This is a genomic window from Streptomyces djakartensis (genome assembly GCF_014651075.1).
Lineage (GTDB): Bacteria > Actinomycetota > Actinomycetes > Streptomycetales > Streptomycetaceae > Streptomyces > Streptomyces djakartensis.
On sequence record NZ_BMWE01000008.1, the window covers coordinates 287,034 to 303,990 of the forward strand.

14 protein-coding genes are annotated in these 16,957 nt (G+C 71.8%); 9 read left to right on the top strand and 5 right to left on the bottom strand.

Annotated elements, in window-relative coordinates:
* Positions 1-59: 59 nt before the first annotated feature.
* Entirely contained in the window at positions 60-1,355 is a 1,296-nt protein-coding gene (gene nhaA / locus IE212_RS16435) for a Na+/H+ antiporter NhaA (protein ID WP_190198578.1), read from the bottom strand.
* Positions 1,356-1,609: 254 nt separating this feature from the next.
* Here nhaA and IE212_RS16440 point away from each other — a divergent pair, with 254 nt between their 5' ends.
* The gene (locus IE212_RS16440) at positions 1,610-2,878 is read left to right on the top strand and encodes a cation:proton antiporter (RefSeq protein ID WP_190198579.1); all 1,269 of its coding nucleotides are present in this window, start codon (positions 1,610-1,612) and stop codon (positions 2,876-2,878) included.
* 108 nt (positions 2,879-2,986) lie between these two features.
* Here the strand turns inward: IE212_RS16440 and IE212_RS16445 are convergent, their stop codons facing one another.
* Together IE212_RS16445 and IE212_RS16450 are read right to left on the bottom strand one after the other, a co-directional pair.
* Positions 2,987-4,519, bottom strand: a complete 1,533-nt coding sequence (locus IE212_RS16445; protein ID WP_190198580.1) for an alanine/glycine:cation symporter family protein — start codon at positions 4,517-4,519, stop codon at positions 2,987-2,989.
* Positions 4,520-4,882: 363 nt separating this feature from the next.
* Positions 4,883-5,941 carry a PucR family transcriptional regulator gene (locus IE212_RS16450; protein ID WP_190198581.1) on the bottom strand — a complete coding sequence of 353 codons (1,059 nt, stop codon included), beginning with the start codon at positions 5,939-5,941 and terminating at the stop codon, positions 4,883-4,885.
* A gap of 250 nt (positions 5,942-6,191) precedes the next feature.
* Here IE212_RS16450 and IE212_RS16455 point away from each other — a divergent pair, with 250 nt between their 5' ends.
* From IE212_RS16455 to IE212_RS16465, 3 genes are all read left to right on the top strand, one after another.
* Positions 6,192-6,608, top strand: a complete 417-nt coding sequence (locus IE212_RS16455) for a hypothetical protein (protein ID WP_190198582.1) — start codon at positions 6,192-6,194, stop codon at positions 6,606-6,608.
* Between the two features lie 175 nt (positions 6,609-6,783).
* A complete protein-coding gene (locus IE212_RS16460) occupies positions 6,784-7,626 on the top strand; it encodes a MurR/RpiR family transcriptional regulator (RefSeq protein WP_190198583.1) in 843 nt (280 codons plus the stop codon).
* Positions 7,627-7,728: 102 nt separating this feature from the next.
* The gene (locus tag IE212_RS16465) at positions 7,729-8,313 is read left to right on the top strand and encodes a hypothetical protein (protein ID WP_190198584.1); all 585 of its coding nucleotides are present in this window, start codon (positions 7,729-7,731) and stop codon (positions 8,311-8,313) included.
* Between the two features lie 99 nt (positions 8,314-8,412).
* Here the strand turns inward: IE212_RS16465 and IE212_RS16470 are convergent, their stop codons facing one another.
* Positions 8,413-9,765, bottom strand: a complete 1,353-nt coding sequence (locus IE212_RS16470; protein ID WP_190198585.1) for a type III PLP-dependent enzyme domain-containing protein — start codon at positions 9,763-9,765, stop codon at positions 8,413-8,415.
* Positions 9,766-9,897: 132 nt separating this feature from the next.
* Here IE212_RS16470 and hutU point away from each other — a divergent pair, with 132 nt between their 5' ends.
* The 5 genes from hutU to IE212_RS16495 all read left to right on the top strand — a co-directional run bounded on the left by hutU (position 9,898) and on the right by IE212_RS16495 (position 15,788).
* Positions 9,898-11,562, top strand: coding sequence for a urocanate hydratase (hutU, locus tag IE212_RS16475; RefSeq protein WP_190198586.1), 1,665 nt, complete (start codon positions 9,898-9,900; stop codon positions 11,560-11,562).
* A complete protein-coding gene (locus tag IE212_RS16480) occupies positions 11,559-12,776 on the top strand; it encodes an allantoate amidohydrolase (RefSeq protein ID WP_190198587.1) in 1,218 nt (405 codons plus the stop codon). Before hutU ends, IE212_RS16480 begins: the two co-directional genes overlap by 4 nt.
* Entirely contained in the window at positions 12,767-14,110 is a 1,344-nt protein-coding gene (locus IE212_RS16485; RefSeq protein ID WP_190198659.1) for a formimidoylglutamate deiminase, read from the top strand. The genes IE212_RS16480 and IE212_RS16485 overlap by 10 nt, the downstream gene beginning before the upstream one ends.
* On the top strand, positions 14,107-15,402 hold the full coding sequence (gene hutI, locus IE212_RS16490) for an imidazolonepropionase (protein WP_190198658.1): 1,296 nt from the start codon (positions 14,107-14,109) through the stop codon (positions 15,400-15,402). The genes IE212_RS16485 and hutI overlap by 4 nt, the downstream gene beginning before the upstream one ends.
* A 65-nt stretch (positions 15,403-15,467) precedes the next feature.
* A complete protein-coding gene (locus IE212_RS16495) occupies positions 15,468-15,788 on the top strand; it encodes a hypothetical protein (RefSeq protein ID WP_190198588.1) in 321 nt (106 codons plus the stop codon).
* Positions 15,789-15,862: 74 nt separating this feature from the next.
* Here the strand turns inward: IE212_RS16495 and IE212_RS16500 are convergent, their stop codons facing one another.
* A complete protein-coding gene (locus tag IE212_RS16500; protein ID WP_190198589.1) occupies positions 15,863-16,789 on the bottom strand; it encodes an RNA polymerase sigma factor SigF in 927 nt (308 codons plus the stop codon).
* Between the last annotated feature and the right edge of the window lie 168 nt (positions 16,790-16,957).

Genomic DNA, 16,957 nt, shown 5'->3' on the forward strand with positions numbered 1-16,957 from the left:
CGCCACGGCTGACCAGCCCCATTGGCCGCTCACCGCTCACCGCTCGGCGGATCGGCCCATCATGTGCCGCTGGAGCCCGCGCGCTGGTAGACGTCGGGGATGCCGTCGGCGTCCTCGTCGAGGTTCTCCTCCTCGTACAGGCGCCGGTACACGGCGTTCCTGCGGCGCAGGAGGACGGTGGCCAGCAGGGCGGCGGTGAGGGAGGCGATCAGGACGGCGGCCTTGACGTGCTCGCCGACAGCAGTGCCGGGGAAGGCCAGCTCGCCGATGAGCAGGGCGACAGTGAAGCCGATTCCGGCCAGGGTCGCCAGGGCGAGGACGTCGGCCCAGGCCAGTTCGGGGTTGAGCCGGGCCCGGGTGAAGCGGGCGGCCAGGTAGGTGCCGGCGAAGATGCCGAGGAGCTTGCCCGCGACCAGCCCGACGATCACGCCGAGGGGTTCGGGTGTGGTGAACACCTTGCCCAGTGCGTCACCGGAGACACCGACCCCGGCGGCGAACAGCGCGAACAGCGGCACGCACAGGCCGGCGGAGAGCGGGTGCAGCAGATGTCCGGTGCGTTCCGCGGGTGACTCGTCCTCGTCCTGGTCGCGAACGGTGCGCAGGAGCAGGCCCATGGCGACTCCAGCGACGGTGGCGTGGATGCCGCCGTTGTACAGCAGCGCCCAGACCACCACTCCGAGCGGTACGTACCACCACCAGCCCCGCACTCGTCGCCGCTGCAGGAGGTGGAAGACGACGAGCCCGGCGGATGCACCCGCCAGGGCCCAGTAGTTCAGGTCCGAGGTGAAGAAGACGGCGATGATCAGGATCGCGCCGAGGTCGTCGACGACCGCGAGGGTCAGCAGGAAGGCCCTCAGGGCGGTCGGCAGGTGGGTGGAGATCACCGCCAGGACCGCCAGGGCGAAGGCGATGTCGGTGGCCATCGGCACCGCCCAGCCGTCCATGCTGCCCTCGCCGGCCGCGACCGTGGCGGCGTAGAGGGCGGCGGGTACGGCCATGCCGCACACGGCGGCGATGACCGGCAACGCGGCCGTCGCCGGGGTGCGCAGCGAGCCGACGACCAGCTCACGCTTCAGCTCGATCCCGGCGACCAGGAAGAAGACCGTCAGCAGCCCGTCGGACGTCCAGTGACCGACCGAGAGGTCCAGGCCCAGTGCGGGTATCCCGAAGTGGAAGTCGCGGATGGTGGTGTAAGCGCTGCTGAACGGGGTGTTCGCCCACACCAGAGCCACCACCGCCGCGGCCAGCAGGACGAGGCCGCCCACCGTCTCGGTGCGCAGGGCCCGGGCCACTGCCTGTCGTTCGGGCCAGGGGAGAAGACCGAGGAACGAGTTGCGGGGCGGGCTGACGGCCAAGGCGGCGAACCTCCGGGGGTCGGGGAAACGGGCACACGGCCCTACGGACGCCGACCAGACTTCCCGGCACACCCCGCGTCTCCTCGACGCATTCCGCACACCCTAACCGGAGCGGGTCCATCCGCCCACCCCCCACGTCGTCCACCGCGAACGGGCAGGCGGTGAGCCGGCTGACGCACTCGGGCGAGGCGTCGGGGGGTAACGGGGTACACACCTGGCCTGGGGGGAAGACCGCGTCGGGCAGGAGGGTCGCAGTGACGCTTTCGGACGTGGTCTACGTCTGTCTGGGCCTGGGAGCCCTGGGTGCGGCCGTGCTGCCCCGGGTGGTCTCCAAGCGGCCGCTGTCCCTGCCCATGGTCTTCCTCGCCGCGGGGGTTCTCATCGAGCTCCTGCCGGTGGGCGTGCCGGCCGTGGACCCCGTACGTGATCGGCTGTGGGTCGAGCACACCACCGAGGTGTGCGTGATCGTGTCGCTGATGGGCGCCGGCCTCGCCATCGACCGGCCCTTCTCGTGGCGCCGGTGGTCCACGACGTGGCGGTTGCTGGGCATCACGATGCCGCTGACCGTGGCGGTCGTCGCCCTGCTGGCCTGGGGGCTGCTCGACTGGCCGCCCGCCGCCGCCCTGCTGCTGGGCGCCGTGCTCGCGCCCACGGATCCCGTACTGGCCGGTGAGGTGCGCGTGGGCGAGCCGCTCGGCACCGAGCGCGACGAGGACGAGGTGCGGTTCTCCCTGACCAGCGAGGCGGGACTGAACGACGGACTCGCCTTTCCGTTCGTCTACGCGGCCCTCGCCCTCGCCGCGGCAGCGGGGACGGGGTGGTCGGCGGACTGGATCGGTTCGTGGGCGCTGACCGACCTGCTGGGCAAGTGCGCCGTGGGGCTGGCCGTCGGGGGCGGCGTCGGCCGGCTGCTGGGGTGGATGTTCTTCCGGGTGCGTACGTCGGCGCTGCGACTGTCCGAGCACATGGAGGGCTTCGTGGCGCTGGGAGCCACCTTCGTGTCGTACGGCATCGCCGAGGTGCTCCACGGCTACGGCTTCCTGTCCGTGTTCGTGACGGCCTGCGTCATCCGGGCCGCCGAGCGCAGCCACGGCTATCACAAGGTGCTGCACGAGTTCACCGAGCAGATCGAACGGCTGCTTACTGCCGTGCTGCTGTTCCTGCTCGGCGGATTCCTGGTGGACGGCGCCCTGTCCGCCCTGACGTGGGCGGGCGCGGTCGTCGGTGCCCTGGTGCTGCTGGTCGTGCGGCCGCTGACCGGGTGGCTGGCGCAGGCACGGACCGCCATGGGGAAGAAGGAGCGGGCCGTGGTCGCCCTGTTCGGGATCCGGGGCATCGGCTCGCTGTTCTACCTGTCCTACGCGCTGGGGCAGGACTCCTTCGGCGGCTTGGAGCGGGAGCTGTGGGCCGTGGTGGCCCTCACCGTGGTGATCTCGGTGGTGCTGCACGGCGTCATGGCGACCCCGGCCATCGGCTACCTGGACCGGCGACGCGGCGGGGCAGAGCCCGGCGGCCGGTCGTAGGCGGCTGTTCGCAGGCCGCCGGTCGTGGCGGCAGACGTACGGGCCCGTACCCACCAAGGCGCGGAGGTGGGTACGGGCCCGTACAGGAGCCGGGCCGCCGGGGGGCGGTCAGACGGTGGTCTTCGCCGACTCCTGGTCCTCGTCGTCGGTGACCTCACCGGCGTTGCGGGCGCGGACGAACTCCAGGAACGAGTTGAGCTCGCGCTTGACGACCGGGGCGAGCAGGTACAGGCCGATGATGTTGAAGACCGACAGCAGGAAGAGCGCGGAGTCGGCCAGGCTGATCAGCGAGTCCAGGGACATCAGGGCGCCCAGGATCACGAACAGGCTCCAGACGACCTTGAAGACGGTCTCGCTGACCTCGCTCTTGCCGAACAGGTACGACCAGGCCTTGAGGCCGTAGTAGCCCCAGGTCAGGATCGTGGAGAAGGCGAACAGCAGCACCGCGACGGTGAGCACGGCCGGGAACCAGGGCAGTACGGTCGCGAAGGCGTCGGAGGTGATGGTGACGCCGCCGATGCTCTCGCCGGCGCGGGCCTCTGCCCAGCTGGCCGGGTTGGCGATGACGATGGTCAGCGCGGTCATGGTGCAGATGACGACCGTGTCGATGAACGGCTCCAGCAGGGCGACCAGACCCTCGCTCGCGGGGTGGTTGGTCTTGACCGCGGAGTGGGCGATCGGGGCGGAGCCGAGACCGGCCTCGTTGGAGAACGCGGCGCGCTGGAAACCGATGATCAGGGCACCGAGCACACCGCCGGCGACGCCGTCGGCCTCGAAGGCGCCCTGCAGGATGGTCTGGAAGGCGTCCGGCACGGCGGTCACGTTGACCATGATGACGACCAGGCAGGCCACGATGTAGATGGCGGCCATCGCGGGAACCAGCCGGCTGGTGACCGAGGCGATGGAGCGGATGCCGCCGAGCAGCACCAGTCCGACCAGCGCGGAGACGACCAGGCCGAAGAGGACGGCACCGGCGGAGGAGGCCAGGAAGCCGTCCTCGCCGCCGAAGGTCGAGGAGATTTGCGCGTAGCTCTGGTTGGTCTGGAACAGGTTGCCGCCGAACAGGCCGAAGAACAGGACCATGATCGAGGCGAGGACGGCGAGCACCTTGCCGAGCTTGGCGCCGCCGTTGCCGAAGCGGTCCTTGAGGCCCTTGGGCAGGTAGTGCATCGGGCCGCCGGAGACAGTGCCGTCGGCGTGCACCTCGCGGTACTTCACGCCGAGGGTGACCTCGACGAACTTGGAGGCCATGCCGAGCAGGCCGCACAGGATCATCCAGAACGTGGCACCGGGGCCGCCGATGGAGACGGCCACGGCCACACCCGCGATGTTTCCGAGGCCGACCGTGCCGGAGACCGCGGCGGTCAGGGCCTGGAAGTGGTTGACCTCGCCCGTCGACCCCTTCTCGTCGTACTTCCCGCGCACCACGTCGAGCGCGAGTCTGAACTTGCGGACCTGCACCAAGCCGAACCAGCCGGTGAAGACCAGACCGGCGACGACGAGCCAGGCGACGATGAGGGGGAGATCGGTCCCGCCGACGGGAACCGAGTAGAAGACGATGTCCCCGAGCCACTTGGCTATGGGTTCGAAGAAATCGCTGACGGCTTCGTCTACGTTTTGGGTGACGGAGTCGAGTGACACAGTGGCTACCTCGATGGTGCGAGCCCGGGACACGGGGAAGTGCCGCCGGTTGATGTGCGGTCTCTGAACGAACGCCGTTGTCCGATCGGCGACACTGGGCGGGCGCTCCGCGGATGCGGATCGTGATCACCCTGGTGGTGTTGCCGGTGCATGCCGACCGCTCCGCGTTGTGGTGATGTGCGGTTCCACCTGCGGAGTTGCGCAGTTGTACCACGACCTTTGCCAAGTCTTTAGTGACGTGGATCACATGACTGGCAGTTACGGTCGAAAATGCCAGCGAGCGATATCGGACCGTTATGCGGAACCCGAGATCCGTTCACCGGGCATCTATCGAGAACCCTGACCTCGTCCGCCGTCAGCCCGTCAGAGCTCCTCGGCGGGCCAGTCCAGCAGTCGTGCTCCGATCACCGCGGTCTGCAGCATGTAGCGGTGGGCGGGGTCGGCCGGGTTGGCGCCGGTGAGTTTGTGAATGCGTTCCAGCCGGTAGGTCAGGGCCCGCACGCTGAGGGTGAGGCGGCGGGCCGCCTCGGCGGCCACGCAGCCGGAGTCGAAGTAGGCGGTGAGGGTGTCAAGGAGGGGCTGGGCGCCGCCGCGGGCTGTGGTGAGCGGGCCGAGGGTGGCCAGGACGAGTTCGGCCATGGCCTGCCGGTCGCGGGTGAGGACGGGGTAGACGAGCAGGTCGGCGGCGCGCAGGACCGGGTCCTCCAGTTCCAGGCGCTCGGCGAGTTCCAGGGCGTTGAGTGCCTCCTCGTAGGAGTGGACGACGCCGCCGGGGCCGGGCTGGGGGCGGCCGATGGCGACCCGGCCGCCGTCGGTGGCGGTATGGGCCTGCTTCGCGAAGTGGGCGAGAACTTCCTCCTGGGGGCCGGGGGCGATGCACAGCAGCCGGCCGTCCTTGGTGGTGAGCAGGATGCTGCGGTCGCCGAAGCGTGCGATGAGGGCGCGTTCCACCTGACGGGGCACGGGATCGCCCTCCTCGTAGGCGGTCGGGCCCTCGGCGACGGCGACGGCGTGGGCGTGGGAGAGGCGCAGCCCGAACCGTTCGGCACGTTCGGCGAGGCGTCCGAGGTCGCTGCGGCCGTAGAGGAGATCGTCGATGAACTCGCGGCGTGCGGCCTCCTCCTGCCGTACGGCCTGGCGCTGGGCGCGCTCGAACCCCTCGGCGAAGGCGTCTGTCGCCTGGTGCACGGCGGCCAGGACGCTGTCGGCGGACGCGGGGCCGGCCGGCCATGCGGCGCGTGCGGCGGTCAGGTGGGCGCTGACCAGGGCCCGCAGTCCGTGGCCGGCCTCAGCCGCCTGCTCTCCGAGTGCCCGCCGGAAGGCGAGTTCATCCCGGGTGAGGCGCCGGCCCGTGGCCGCGACCTCGGTCAGTATCCGGGCGTAGCCCTCCAGGTACTGCTCTGGAATCTGCAATTCCGCCATGCTTCCCCCGAGTTCTCGACGCGCCGCTGACGGTTCCTCAGCGGCTGACCGGCATCCAGACCCTAGACAACACTGCCGGGAACCGGCAATGCGCGGGCGTGTGCCCGGGGTGCAGCATGGGCTGCGGGGAGCACTACCGGGGAATGCGGTGCCGGACACCGGCAGGTAGGTGTCCGGCACCGCACCCTGAGTGAGCGGTGCTCCGCCGGCGCGGTTGACGGTCAGTGCGGACGAGACAGGGGATCACGGCATGCGGACGTTGCTGTCGGTCGTCACCGGCCCGCCCACGATCCTCCTGACCACCGCTCTCGTCGTGCTGCTGTGCTTCTGGCTCCTCGTCGCCGCGGGTTTCGTCTCGGCCGGCGCCTTCGACGCGGACGCGAACCTCCGTGCCTGGGGCATGGGTGGCGTACCCGTGGCGGTGGCCGTCACCGTGCTGACGGCCGTGGCCTGGTTCCTGAGTGTCGGGGGCGTCCTCCTGCTGGCCGTGTGCGCGCCGCCGTGTGCCACCACCGGTCTGCTGCGCATGGTCCTGCCCGTCGCCGCCCTGCCCGTCGCATGGCGACTGGCCTGCCTGTTCGTGCGCCCGCTGCACCGGCTCTTCCCCGACGAACCCGGCCCGCCCGAACGCGGCGAGGCGCGGGACCACGTGGACCGCGCCGCCTGAGCGGCACTCCCGTCAAGACCTTCGGCAGGCCGGGCCCAAGCAAGATCACACGCGCGCGAGACGCCGTGAGCCATCCACTCGGCCGCAACCCGGCTGACCGGCCCCCGGTTGCCGGTCTGCATATGCTCATGCAGAATCCTCAGTCACTGAATAGGCGAGGGGGAGGAGGCACGTCATGAGCGTGGCCGACAGCCCTGCCGCGCGGCTGCAGGCGCTCTTCGAGGGCCACCGGCTGACACCGACCCAGCGGCGTATCGCGCACAGCATGGTGCGGCGCGCCGCCGACGTGCCGTTCCTGTCGAGCGTGGAGCTCGCCGAGCTGGCCGGGGTCAGCCAGCCGTCCGTGACCCGCTTCGCCGTCGCCCTCGGCTTCGACGGCTACCCCGCCCTGCGGCGGCACCTGCGTGAGGTCGCCCCCGCCGAACCCGTGGCGGAGGCCGGGTCCTCCAACGAGTACCAGCAGGCCGTCGAGGCCGAGATCGCGAACCTGCGGCACCTGGCGGAGGCCCTGGCCGACCCGCGGCCGGTGCGGCGCGCGGGGGGCCTGCTGGCGGCCTCCCGCCCGCTTCCCGTCCTCGGACTGCGGGCGGCGGCGGCCCAGGCGCAGGGTTTTGTCTACTTCGCGGCCAAGGTCCACCCCGACGTGCGGTTCCTGGGGGAGGGCGGCACGATGCTCCAGGACCGCATCGACGCCGCCGTCCGGGCCGGGGCGACCGCGCTGCTGTGCTTCGCGCTGCCCCGGCACCCCCGCGAGGTCGTCGACACCCTCGACTACGCCCGCCGGGCGGGCCTCACCGTCGTCACGGTCGCCGACTCCGCGTTCGCCCCGGTCGCCAAGGTGTCGGACCTGCTGCTGCCCGCCGCCGTCGGCACCGGCCTCGCCTTCGACACGGCCTGCTCCCCGATGCTGCTCGGCCGGGTCCTGCTGGAGGCGATGTGCGACGACCTGCCCGAGGCCCAGTCGCGCCTGGAGGAGTTCGACGCGAAGGCGGCGGCGCGGGGCCTGTTCGTCGACTGACGCGACGCGCGCGCTTTCTCAGATTCGTCTCACGTTGTGTGGCTAATGTGCCTCTCCTGCAACGCTCTTCAGACACTTCACAGAGCTGGACGGAGGCTGAACGTGACACGCGGAGGACAGGGGCTGGCTCGGGTGGCCGTCGTCGTACGGGCGGGAGCGGCCCCGCTGTGGTGGCTGGGTGTGTGCGCGGCGGGCATCGGCCTGCTGCCGCCGGGACTGACCGGCCGCCGCATCGGCGTCCTGGCCGGGGCGGCGCTGTTCGTCCTGGTGACGGCCGCCGTGGCCTGGGGACGCCGCAGGCGGTACGCCGCCCTGGCCGCCTCGGCGTCCCGCGCCGGCAGGCACGACGTCCTGCAGGACCGCGCGGTGACCGTACGCAACTGGCGCCGCCGCCACCGCTGGTGGCTCCTGCTCGCCTTCCTCGCGGCCCTGGCCGGCGCCTTCGCCGTCCCCGCCGCGCCCGGCATGCTCCTGTGCGGCTGCGGTGCGGGCCTGTGGCTGAAGGCGGCCTGGCTGGGCCGCCGGGAGCACGCCGACGAGGTGCTGCTGTGGGTGCGGGTGGACTGGCTGCGCGGGGGTGCGGGCAGCCCGGCGGGCAAGCCGGTCAGGGGCTACCGCAGCACCGGCATCGCGGCGGGCGACGCGGCCCCGGGCGGGGCCCGGAGGAAGACACCGGCGCTGGTGTGAGCGCCCCCTTGAGGGGCGCGGGGCTGCGTCGCAGTGCGGCTCCGCCGCGTGGGCGCGACCAGCCCCAACGCGCCCGCGGCCCGCCAACCACGGAACCTCCTACGGCGATTCCGTCAGCGCATCCACCTGCGCCCCACCGGACTCCGCGACAACCTCCTGCACGGTCTGGGCCTCCCGTACCACCGCGAAACGCCCCTCCGGCCAGAACCCGTAAACCGCTGGCCGGACCAGCGAGTTGTACCCGTAGTGGTGCGCGAAGTAATACGCCCCCGTGTCCAGCGCCGCCGCGTAGTCCCCCTGCTCCAGCAGCGGCAGCGCGCACCCCTCGGCCAAGAGGTCTCCCGAGAAGCACGCCGGTCCCGCCACGTCCTGCACCACGGCCGGCCCCTCCTTCGGGCGCCCCTTGGAGTCGTACGCGGCGATCCTCAGCGGCCAGAGCTCCGGCGCGTAGACCGTCCGCGTCGCCACCTGCACGCCCGCGTGCGTGACCCCGACCGGCCGGCCGCCCGCCCTCTTGGTGTACTCGACCCGCGCCACGACCGTCCCGTGCTTGGCGAGCAGTGACCGCCCGAACTCGGTGACGAGCCCGTACCGCTCGTCGAACAGCCCCGGCACCTCCTCGGCCAGCACGCGCGCGTACTGCGCGTACGTCGGAGTCGTCGCGTCCGAGGCGAAGTTCACCGGCAGTCCGCCGCCGATGTCGAGCGTGTCGATCTGCCGCCGTCCGGCCCGCCGGTTGATCTCCTCCGCCAGCGCGTACGTCTCGGCCACGCCCCGCGCCATCAGGGACAGCGGGATGCCCTGGGACCCGGTGTGCGCGTGCAGCCTGGTCAGCCACGGCCGGTCCAGGCAGGCCTGTACGACCCACTCCCGCGCGCCCTCGTCGCGCAGCGCCACCCCGAACTTCGACGTCGCCGTGGCCGTGGACGTCGCCTCGATGGAGCCCCCGCCGATCTGCGGGTTCACCCGGATCCCGAGCGGGGAGCGGCTCGCGGCGGACCCCACCAGGCCGTCGATGCGCTCCAGCTCCTGCGGGTTGTCCGCGTTGACGGCGATGCCCAGCGCCAGCGCCTCGCGCAGCTCGGACGGGGTCTTCGCGGGCGAGTCGAGCACCGTCATGGCCGGCGGCACGCCCGCGGCCCGGGCCAGCGCCAGTTCACCCGGGCTCGCCACCTCCGCGCCGACGCCCTCGTCGCGCAGCAGCCGCAGCACCGGCACCAGCGGGGTCGCCTTCACCGCGAAGGCGTGCAGCACGGGCGTGCCCGGCGCCACCACCGCGTCGAACGCCGCCCGCAGCTCCGCCGCCGACTCCCGGATCCCGGTGACGTCGAGCAGCCCGACGATCGGACTGCCGGGCCCGAGCAGGCCCTGCTCCACGGCGGCCCGCACCGCATCGTCCCGCCGGGCCGCCCGCCCGGCACCCGAGGCACCTGCCTGAATGTCGTCATCCATGCGTCCAGCCAAACATCCACGGCACGGCCACGCGGAGCCCCGGACGTATTGACTAGCCCTATTCAGAGGTTCAGGATGTGAATAACCGCAGCAACAATCCGCCGGGAGCACCCACCCACCAGGAGGCAGACCATGTCAGGACCACGTCCCGTCCGGGCACCGCGCGGCACGGAACCGAGTGCCCTGGGATGGCAGCAGGAAGCCGCCCTGCGGATGCTGCAGAACAACCTCGACCCGGAGGTCGCCGAGCACCCCGACCAGCTGGTCGTCTACGGCGGCACCGGCAAGGCGGCGCGCGACTGGCGCTCCTTCGACGCGATGGTGCGGACGCTCAGGACCCTCAAGCAGGACGAGACCATGCTCGTCCAGTCCGGGCGCCCCGTCGGCGTCATGCAGACCCACGAGTGGGCCCCGCGCGTCCTCATCGCCAACTCCAACCTGGTCGGCGACTGGGCGAACTGGGAGGAGTTCCGCCGGCTCGAACAGCTGGGCCTGACCATGTACGGGCAGATGACCGCCGGTTCGTGGATCTACATCGGCACCCAGGGCATCCTCCAGGGCACCTACGAGACCTTCGCCGCAGTCGCGGCCAAGCGGTTCGGCGGCTCCCTCGCCGGGACGATCACCCTCACCGCCGGTCTCGGCGGCATGGGCGGCGCCCAGCCGCTCGCCGTCACCATGAACGACGGCGTGGCGATCTGTATCGACTGCGACCCGCGCGCCATCGAGCGGCGCATCGAGCACCGGTACCTGGACGTGCGGGCCGACTCCCTCGACCACGCCCTGCGGCTGGCCGTGGAGGCGCGTGACGCCCGCCGCCCGCTGTCGATCGGTGTCCTCGGCAACGCCGCCGAGCTGCTGCCGCGGCTGCTCGCCATGGGCGCCCCGGTCGACATCGTCACCGACCAGACCTCCGCCCACGACCCGCTGGCCTACCTGCCGCTCGGCACCGCCTTCGAGGACATGGCCGACGCCGCGGCCAAGGATCCGGCCGGTTTCACCACCCGGGCCCGGGAGTCCATGGCCCGGCACGTCGAGGCCATGGTCGGCTTCATGGACGCCGGCGCCGAGGTCTTCGACTACGGCAACTCCATCCGCGGCGAGGCGCAACTCGCCGGATACGAGCGGGCCTTCGCCTTCCCCGGCTTCGTCCCCGCCTACATCCGCCCGCTGTTCTGCGAAGGCAAGGGTCCCTTCCGGTGGGCGGCCCTCTCCGGCGATCCGGCCGACATCGCCAAGACCGACAAGGCGATCCTCGACCTCTTCCCGCAGAACGAGTCCCTCGCCCGATGGATCAGGATGGCGGGCGAACGCGTGCACTTCCAGGGACTGCCCGCCCGCATCTGCTGGCTCGGCTACGGCGAGCGGGACAAGGCGGGCGAGCGCTTCAACGACATGGTCGCGAGCGGCGAGCTCGCCGCGCCCCTGGCCATCGGCCGCGACCACCTCGACTGCGGTTCCGTCGCCTCCCCCTACCGCGAGACCGAGGCCATGCTCGACGGGTCCGACGCGATCGCCGACTGGCCGCTGCTGAACGCCATGGTGAACGTGGCCTCGGGCGCCTCCTGGGTGTCGATCCACCACGGCGGCGGCGTGGGCATGGGGCGGTCCATCCACGCCGGGCAGGTGACGGTGGCCGACGGTACGAAGCTCGGCGGGGAGAAGATCCGCCGGGTGCTCACCAACGACCCCGGCATGGGCGTCATCCGGCACGTGGACGCGGGCTACGACATCGCGGAGTCGGTCGCCGACGAGCGCGGTGTCCGGGTCCCGATGCGTGAAGGTGACGACGCGTGACCTTCCACAGCATGTGGGCGGAGCTGCTGCCGATCGGCCGCAGCTCCGCCTCCGGCGGCTACCGCCGCTTCGCCTGGACCGGGGCCGACCGCGACTGCCGGGCCTGGTTCCAGGAGCAGGCGCAGACCCGCGGACTGGCCTACGAGACCGACCGCAACGGCAACCAGTGGGCCTGGCTCGGCGACCCCGCCGCCGGGGACGCCGTCGTCACCGGCTCGCACCTGGACTCCGTACCCGACGGGGGCGCCTTCGACGGACCTCTCGGTGTCGTGTCCTCCTTCGCCGCGCTCGACGAACTGCGCGCGAGGGGCGCGGACTTCACCAAGCCGCTCGCCATCGTCAACTTCGGTGACGAGGAGGGCGCCCGCTTCGGTCTCGCCTGCGTCGGCTCCCGGCTCACTGCCGGGCAGCTCACCCGCGAGCAGGCGCACCGGCTCACCGACGGCGAGGGCGTGACACTGCCGCGTGCCATGGAGGCCGCCGGACACGACCCCGACACCATCGGCCCCGACCCCGAGCGCCTCGCCCGCATCGGCGCCTTCGTGGAACTGCACGTCGAGCAGGGCCGGGCCCTGGACCTGTCCGGCGACCGGGTCGGCATCGCCAGCGCCATCTGGCCGCACGGCCGGTGGCGGTTCGACTTCCGGGGCGAGGCCAACCACGCCGGCACCACCCGCCTCGCCGACCGTCGCGACCCCATGCTGTCCTACGCCGAGACCGTCCTCGCCGCCCGCCGCGAGGCCGAACTCGCCGGAGCGGTCGCCACCTTCGGCAAGATCGCCGTCGAGCCCAACGGCGTCAACGCGATCCCCTCCCTGGTGCGCGGCTGGCTCGACTCCCGCGCCGAGGACCAGGACAGACTGGACGCCGTGGTCGCCGGCATCGAGAAGGCCGCCGGGGAGTACGCCGCCGCCCACGGCGTCGGCCTCGACGTCGTCCGCGAGTCGTTCACGCCCGTCGTCGAGTTCGACCACGCCCTGCGCGACGAACTGGTCCGCATCCTCGGCAAGGACACCGGCCTCACCGTCCCCGTCCTCGGCACCGGCGCCGGACACGACGCCGGGATCCTGTCCGGAAGCATCCCGACCGCCATGCTGTTCGTGCGCAACCCCACCGGCGTCTCCCACTCCCCGGCCGAGTCCGCGACCGAGGACGACTGCGTCGCAGGGGTCGCCGCCCTCGCCGACGTACTGGAAGGACTGGCCTGCCGGTGACACCGAAGACCTACTGGCTGGAACACGCCTGGCTCGGCACCCACGTCGAGCCGGGCGTCACCCTCGACATCCACGACGGCCGCATCACCGCCGTCCGCCTGGGCACCCCCGCCCCACCTCCCGGCGTCGAGGTCCTGCGCGGGCTCACCCTCCCCGGGCTCGCCAACGCCCACTCCCACGCCTTCCACCGCGCCCTGCGCGGCGCCGTCCAGGCCGGCTCCGGAACCTTCTGGACCTGGCGCGAGGTCATGTACGCCACGGCCGCCCGGCTCACCCCGGACACCTATCACGCCCTGGCGCGCGCCGTGTACGCCGAGATGGCCCTGGCCGGCGTCACGGCGGTCGGCGAGTTCCACTACGTCCACCACGCCCCCGGCGGTACTCCCTACGCCGACCCCAACGCGATGGGCGAGGCCCTCATCGCGGCCGCCGCCGAAGCCGGGATCCGCATCACCCTCCTCGACACCGCCTACCTCTCCTCCGGCTTCGGGCAGCCGCCCACCACCCACCAGCTCCGCTTCTCCGACGGCACGGCGGACGCCTGGGCCGAACGCTGTTCAGTTCTCAAGGAACGGGATCACGCGCGGATCGGAGCGGCCGTCCACTCCGTACGGGCCGTGCCCGCCGACCAGCTGGCGACCGTGGCGCGATGGGCCGAGGAGCGGCGGGCCCCGCTCCATGTGCACCTGTCCGAGCAGACCGCCGAGAACGAGGCCTGCCTGGAGATCCACGGCTGCACCCCCACGCAGCTCCTCGCCCTGCACGGGGTGCTCGGGCCACGCACCACCGGCGTCCACAACACCCACCTCACCACCGAGGACATCTCCCTCATCGGCGGCAGCGGCACCGGCACCTGCATGTGCCCGACCACCGAGCGGGACCTGGCGGACGGCATCGGACCGGCCGTCGCCCTCCAGAACGAGGGCTCCCCGCTCTCCCTCGGCTCCGACAGCCACGCCGTGATCGACCTGCTCGAAGAGGCCCGGGCCATGGAGCTGAACGAGCGCCTGCGCACCCGTACCCGAGGTCACTGGACGGCGGCGGCCCTGCTGCGGGCGGCCTCGGCCGACGGGCACGCCGCACTCGGCTGGGCGGACGCCGGCGCGCTGGAGCCCGGCGCGCTCGCCGACTTCACGACGATCGTGCTCGACTCGGTCAGAACGGCCGGCCCGCTTCCGCGGCTCGGGGCAGAGACGGCCGTATTCGCCGCGTCGGCAGCGGACGTGTCGCACACGGTCGTGGGAGGCCGGCACGTCGTACGGGACGGGGCGCACTCCCTCGTACCGGATGTGCCCCGGGCCCTCGCGGACGCCGTCGCAGCCCTGCGCGGCTGACCCCGGCCGGGCGGTCCGCCCGGCCCGCCTCCGCCCCCGAACCCGCCCCGACCGCCGACCAGGCCACCAAGGACGCCATGAGCAACGCGACGACCGTCAGCCCCGCCCACTCCGCGAGCACCGCAAGCACGCTCATCACCAACATCGCGACCCTGGTCACCAACGACCCCTCCCTGGGTGACACGTCCCCCCTCGGACTGGTCCAGGACGCGGCCGTCGTCATCGAGGGCGACCGCATCGCGTGGACCGGTGACCAAAGCAAAGCACCCGCCACTGACAACCGGGTCGACGCGGGCGGCCGGGCGGTCCTCCCCGGCTTCGTCGACAGCCACTCCCACCTCGTCTTCGCCGGGGACCGGACGCAGGAGTTCAACGCCCGCATGTCGGGCCGGCCGTACAGCGCGGGCGGCATCCGCACCACGGTCGCGGCCACCCGGGCGGCGAGCGACGAGGAACTCGAAGCCAACGTCACCCGTTACCTCGCCGAAGCCCTCCGCCAGGGCACCACCACCTTCGAGACGAAGTCCGGCTACGGCCTCACCGCCCACGACGAGTCCCGTGCCCTGCGCATCGCCGCCCGCCACACCGACGAGGTCACCTTCCTGGGCGCCCACATCGTGGCCCCCGAGTTCGCCGAGGACCCGGCCGGCTACGTCGCCCTGGTCACCGGTGGGATGCTCGACGCCTGCGCGCCGCACGCCCGCTGGATCGACGTCTTCTGTGAGAAGGGCGCCTTCGACGGCGACCAGGCCCGCGCGATCCTCACCGCCGGCAAGGCGCGGGGCCTGCACCCCCGGGTCCACGCCAACCAGCTCTCGTACGGCCCCGGAGTGCGGCTCGCCGTCGAACTCGACGCGGCCAGCGCCGACCACTGCACCCACCTGACCGACGCGGACGTGGACGCCCTGGCGAACAGCCGCACGGTCGCCACGCTCCTCCCCGGCGCGGAGTTCTCCACCCGCGCCGAGTGGCCGGACGCCCGCCGCCTCCTGGACGCGGGCGTCACCGTGGCGCTCTCCACCGACTGCAACCCCGGGTCGTCCTTCACCTCTTCGGTGCCCTTCTGCATCGCCCTCGCCGTACGGGACATGGGCATGACCCCGGACGAGGCGGTGTGGGCGGCCACCGCGGGCGGGGCGGCCGCGCTCCGGCGCGACGACATCGGCCGCCTGACTCCGGGCGCGTACGCCGACCTGACGCTCCTCGACGCCCCGAGCCATGTGCACCTGGCCTACCGGCCCGGCGTTCCGCTCGTCAGCGGGGTGTGGCGGCGCGGAGAGCGCGTCGTGTGAGCATGGACTCGGCGACAATGCGGTGTCGTGCCGGGACGGCCGGCGCCACCGGAAGGGGGGGACGGATGGTCAGGCACTGGTCGGCACCGCTCCTGGTGAACCTGTTGCTCGGGGTTCCGGGCGTGGTGCCTTACTGGCTGCTGTGGTACCTCGCGGTGAACTGGCCGCTCGCCGAGCTGGGCTGGACCGTGCGGGAACCGACCGAGAACGACGGCATGGCCCTCTGGCTCGTCATCGTCGTCCCCGTCGTCACGCTGTACGGCCTGATCTGGTGGCTCGCCAACTCGCCGCTCCGGCGCCGGACCTCACTCGCTCCGCGCACGTACTGGCTGCTGAGCCTGACGGCCCCGCTCGTTCCGTCGGCCGCGCTGTTCCTCAGTTCCTGAGAGACCTCCACCACACACGCGCCCGGGGCGGGCCCTGAGGCCCGCCCCCGAAGGGCTCGATCACCCGGTGAGGATCACTCCTCGACGGTCAGCCCCTTGCGCAGCCGCACCAGCGTCCGCGACAGCAGACGCGACACGTGCATCTGGGAGATGCCCAGTTCCTCGCCGATCTCCGACTGGGTCATGCCCGCGACGAAGCGCAGCGAAAGGATCTTCCGGTCGCGCGGCGGGAGTTCCGCGATCAGCGGCTTCAACGACTCGATGTACTCGATGCCTTCGAGCCCGTGGTCCTCGTAGCCGATGCGGTCCGCGAGCGCGCCCTCGGAGTCGTCCTCCTCCGGCTGGGCGTCCAGCGAGGAGGCGGTGTAGGCGTTCGACGCGGCCATGCCCTCGACGACCTCGTCGTTGGAGATGCCCAGGCGCTCGGCCAGTTCGGCCACCGTCGGGGCCCGGTCCAGCCTCTGGGCCAGCTCGTCACCGGCCTTGGCCAGGTCGAGCCGGAGCTCCTGCAGCCGCCGCGGAACGCGCACGGACCACGAGGTGTCACGGAAGAAGCGCTTGATCTCACCGACGATGGTCGGCATGGCGAACGTGGGGAACTCGACACCCCGGGAGAGTTCGAAGCGGTCGATCGCCTTGATCAGGCCGATGGTGCCGACCTGGATGATGTCCTCCATCGGCTCACTGCGGGAGCGGAACCGGGAGGCGGCGAACTTGACTAGCGCGAGGTTCAGTTCGACGAGCGTGTTGCGGACGTACGAGTACTCGTGCGTGCCTTCCTCCAGCGCTTCCAGGCGCTCGAAGAGGGTCTTGGACAGAGCCCGTGCGTCGACCGCGTCGACCTGCTCGTACGGGGGAATGTCCGGAAGTCCGGCGAGAAGCGCGTCCTGTGTGACGAGCATCTCGTCCTGCTCGATGGGATCCAGATGTTCCGGAAGGGGTGTCGACGTCGCTTTGTGGGTACGCGATCCGTCGAGCCGGGGTGACATGATGTCCTCCATCGTTCTCGGCATAAGGCTGCCGGGGCCAGTACGTGCACTGCGGTGTGCGGCGCCTCCAAAGCCGGCCGTGTCGGGTACGTGTCCTTACTAGGCCTACCCGCTTTCCGGAGCCCACCGCAAGTGCGTTCTGTGTGCATATGTCCGTTTGTGTGTGGTTGTTCGGGTGTC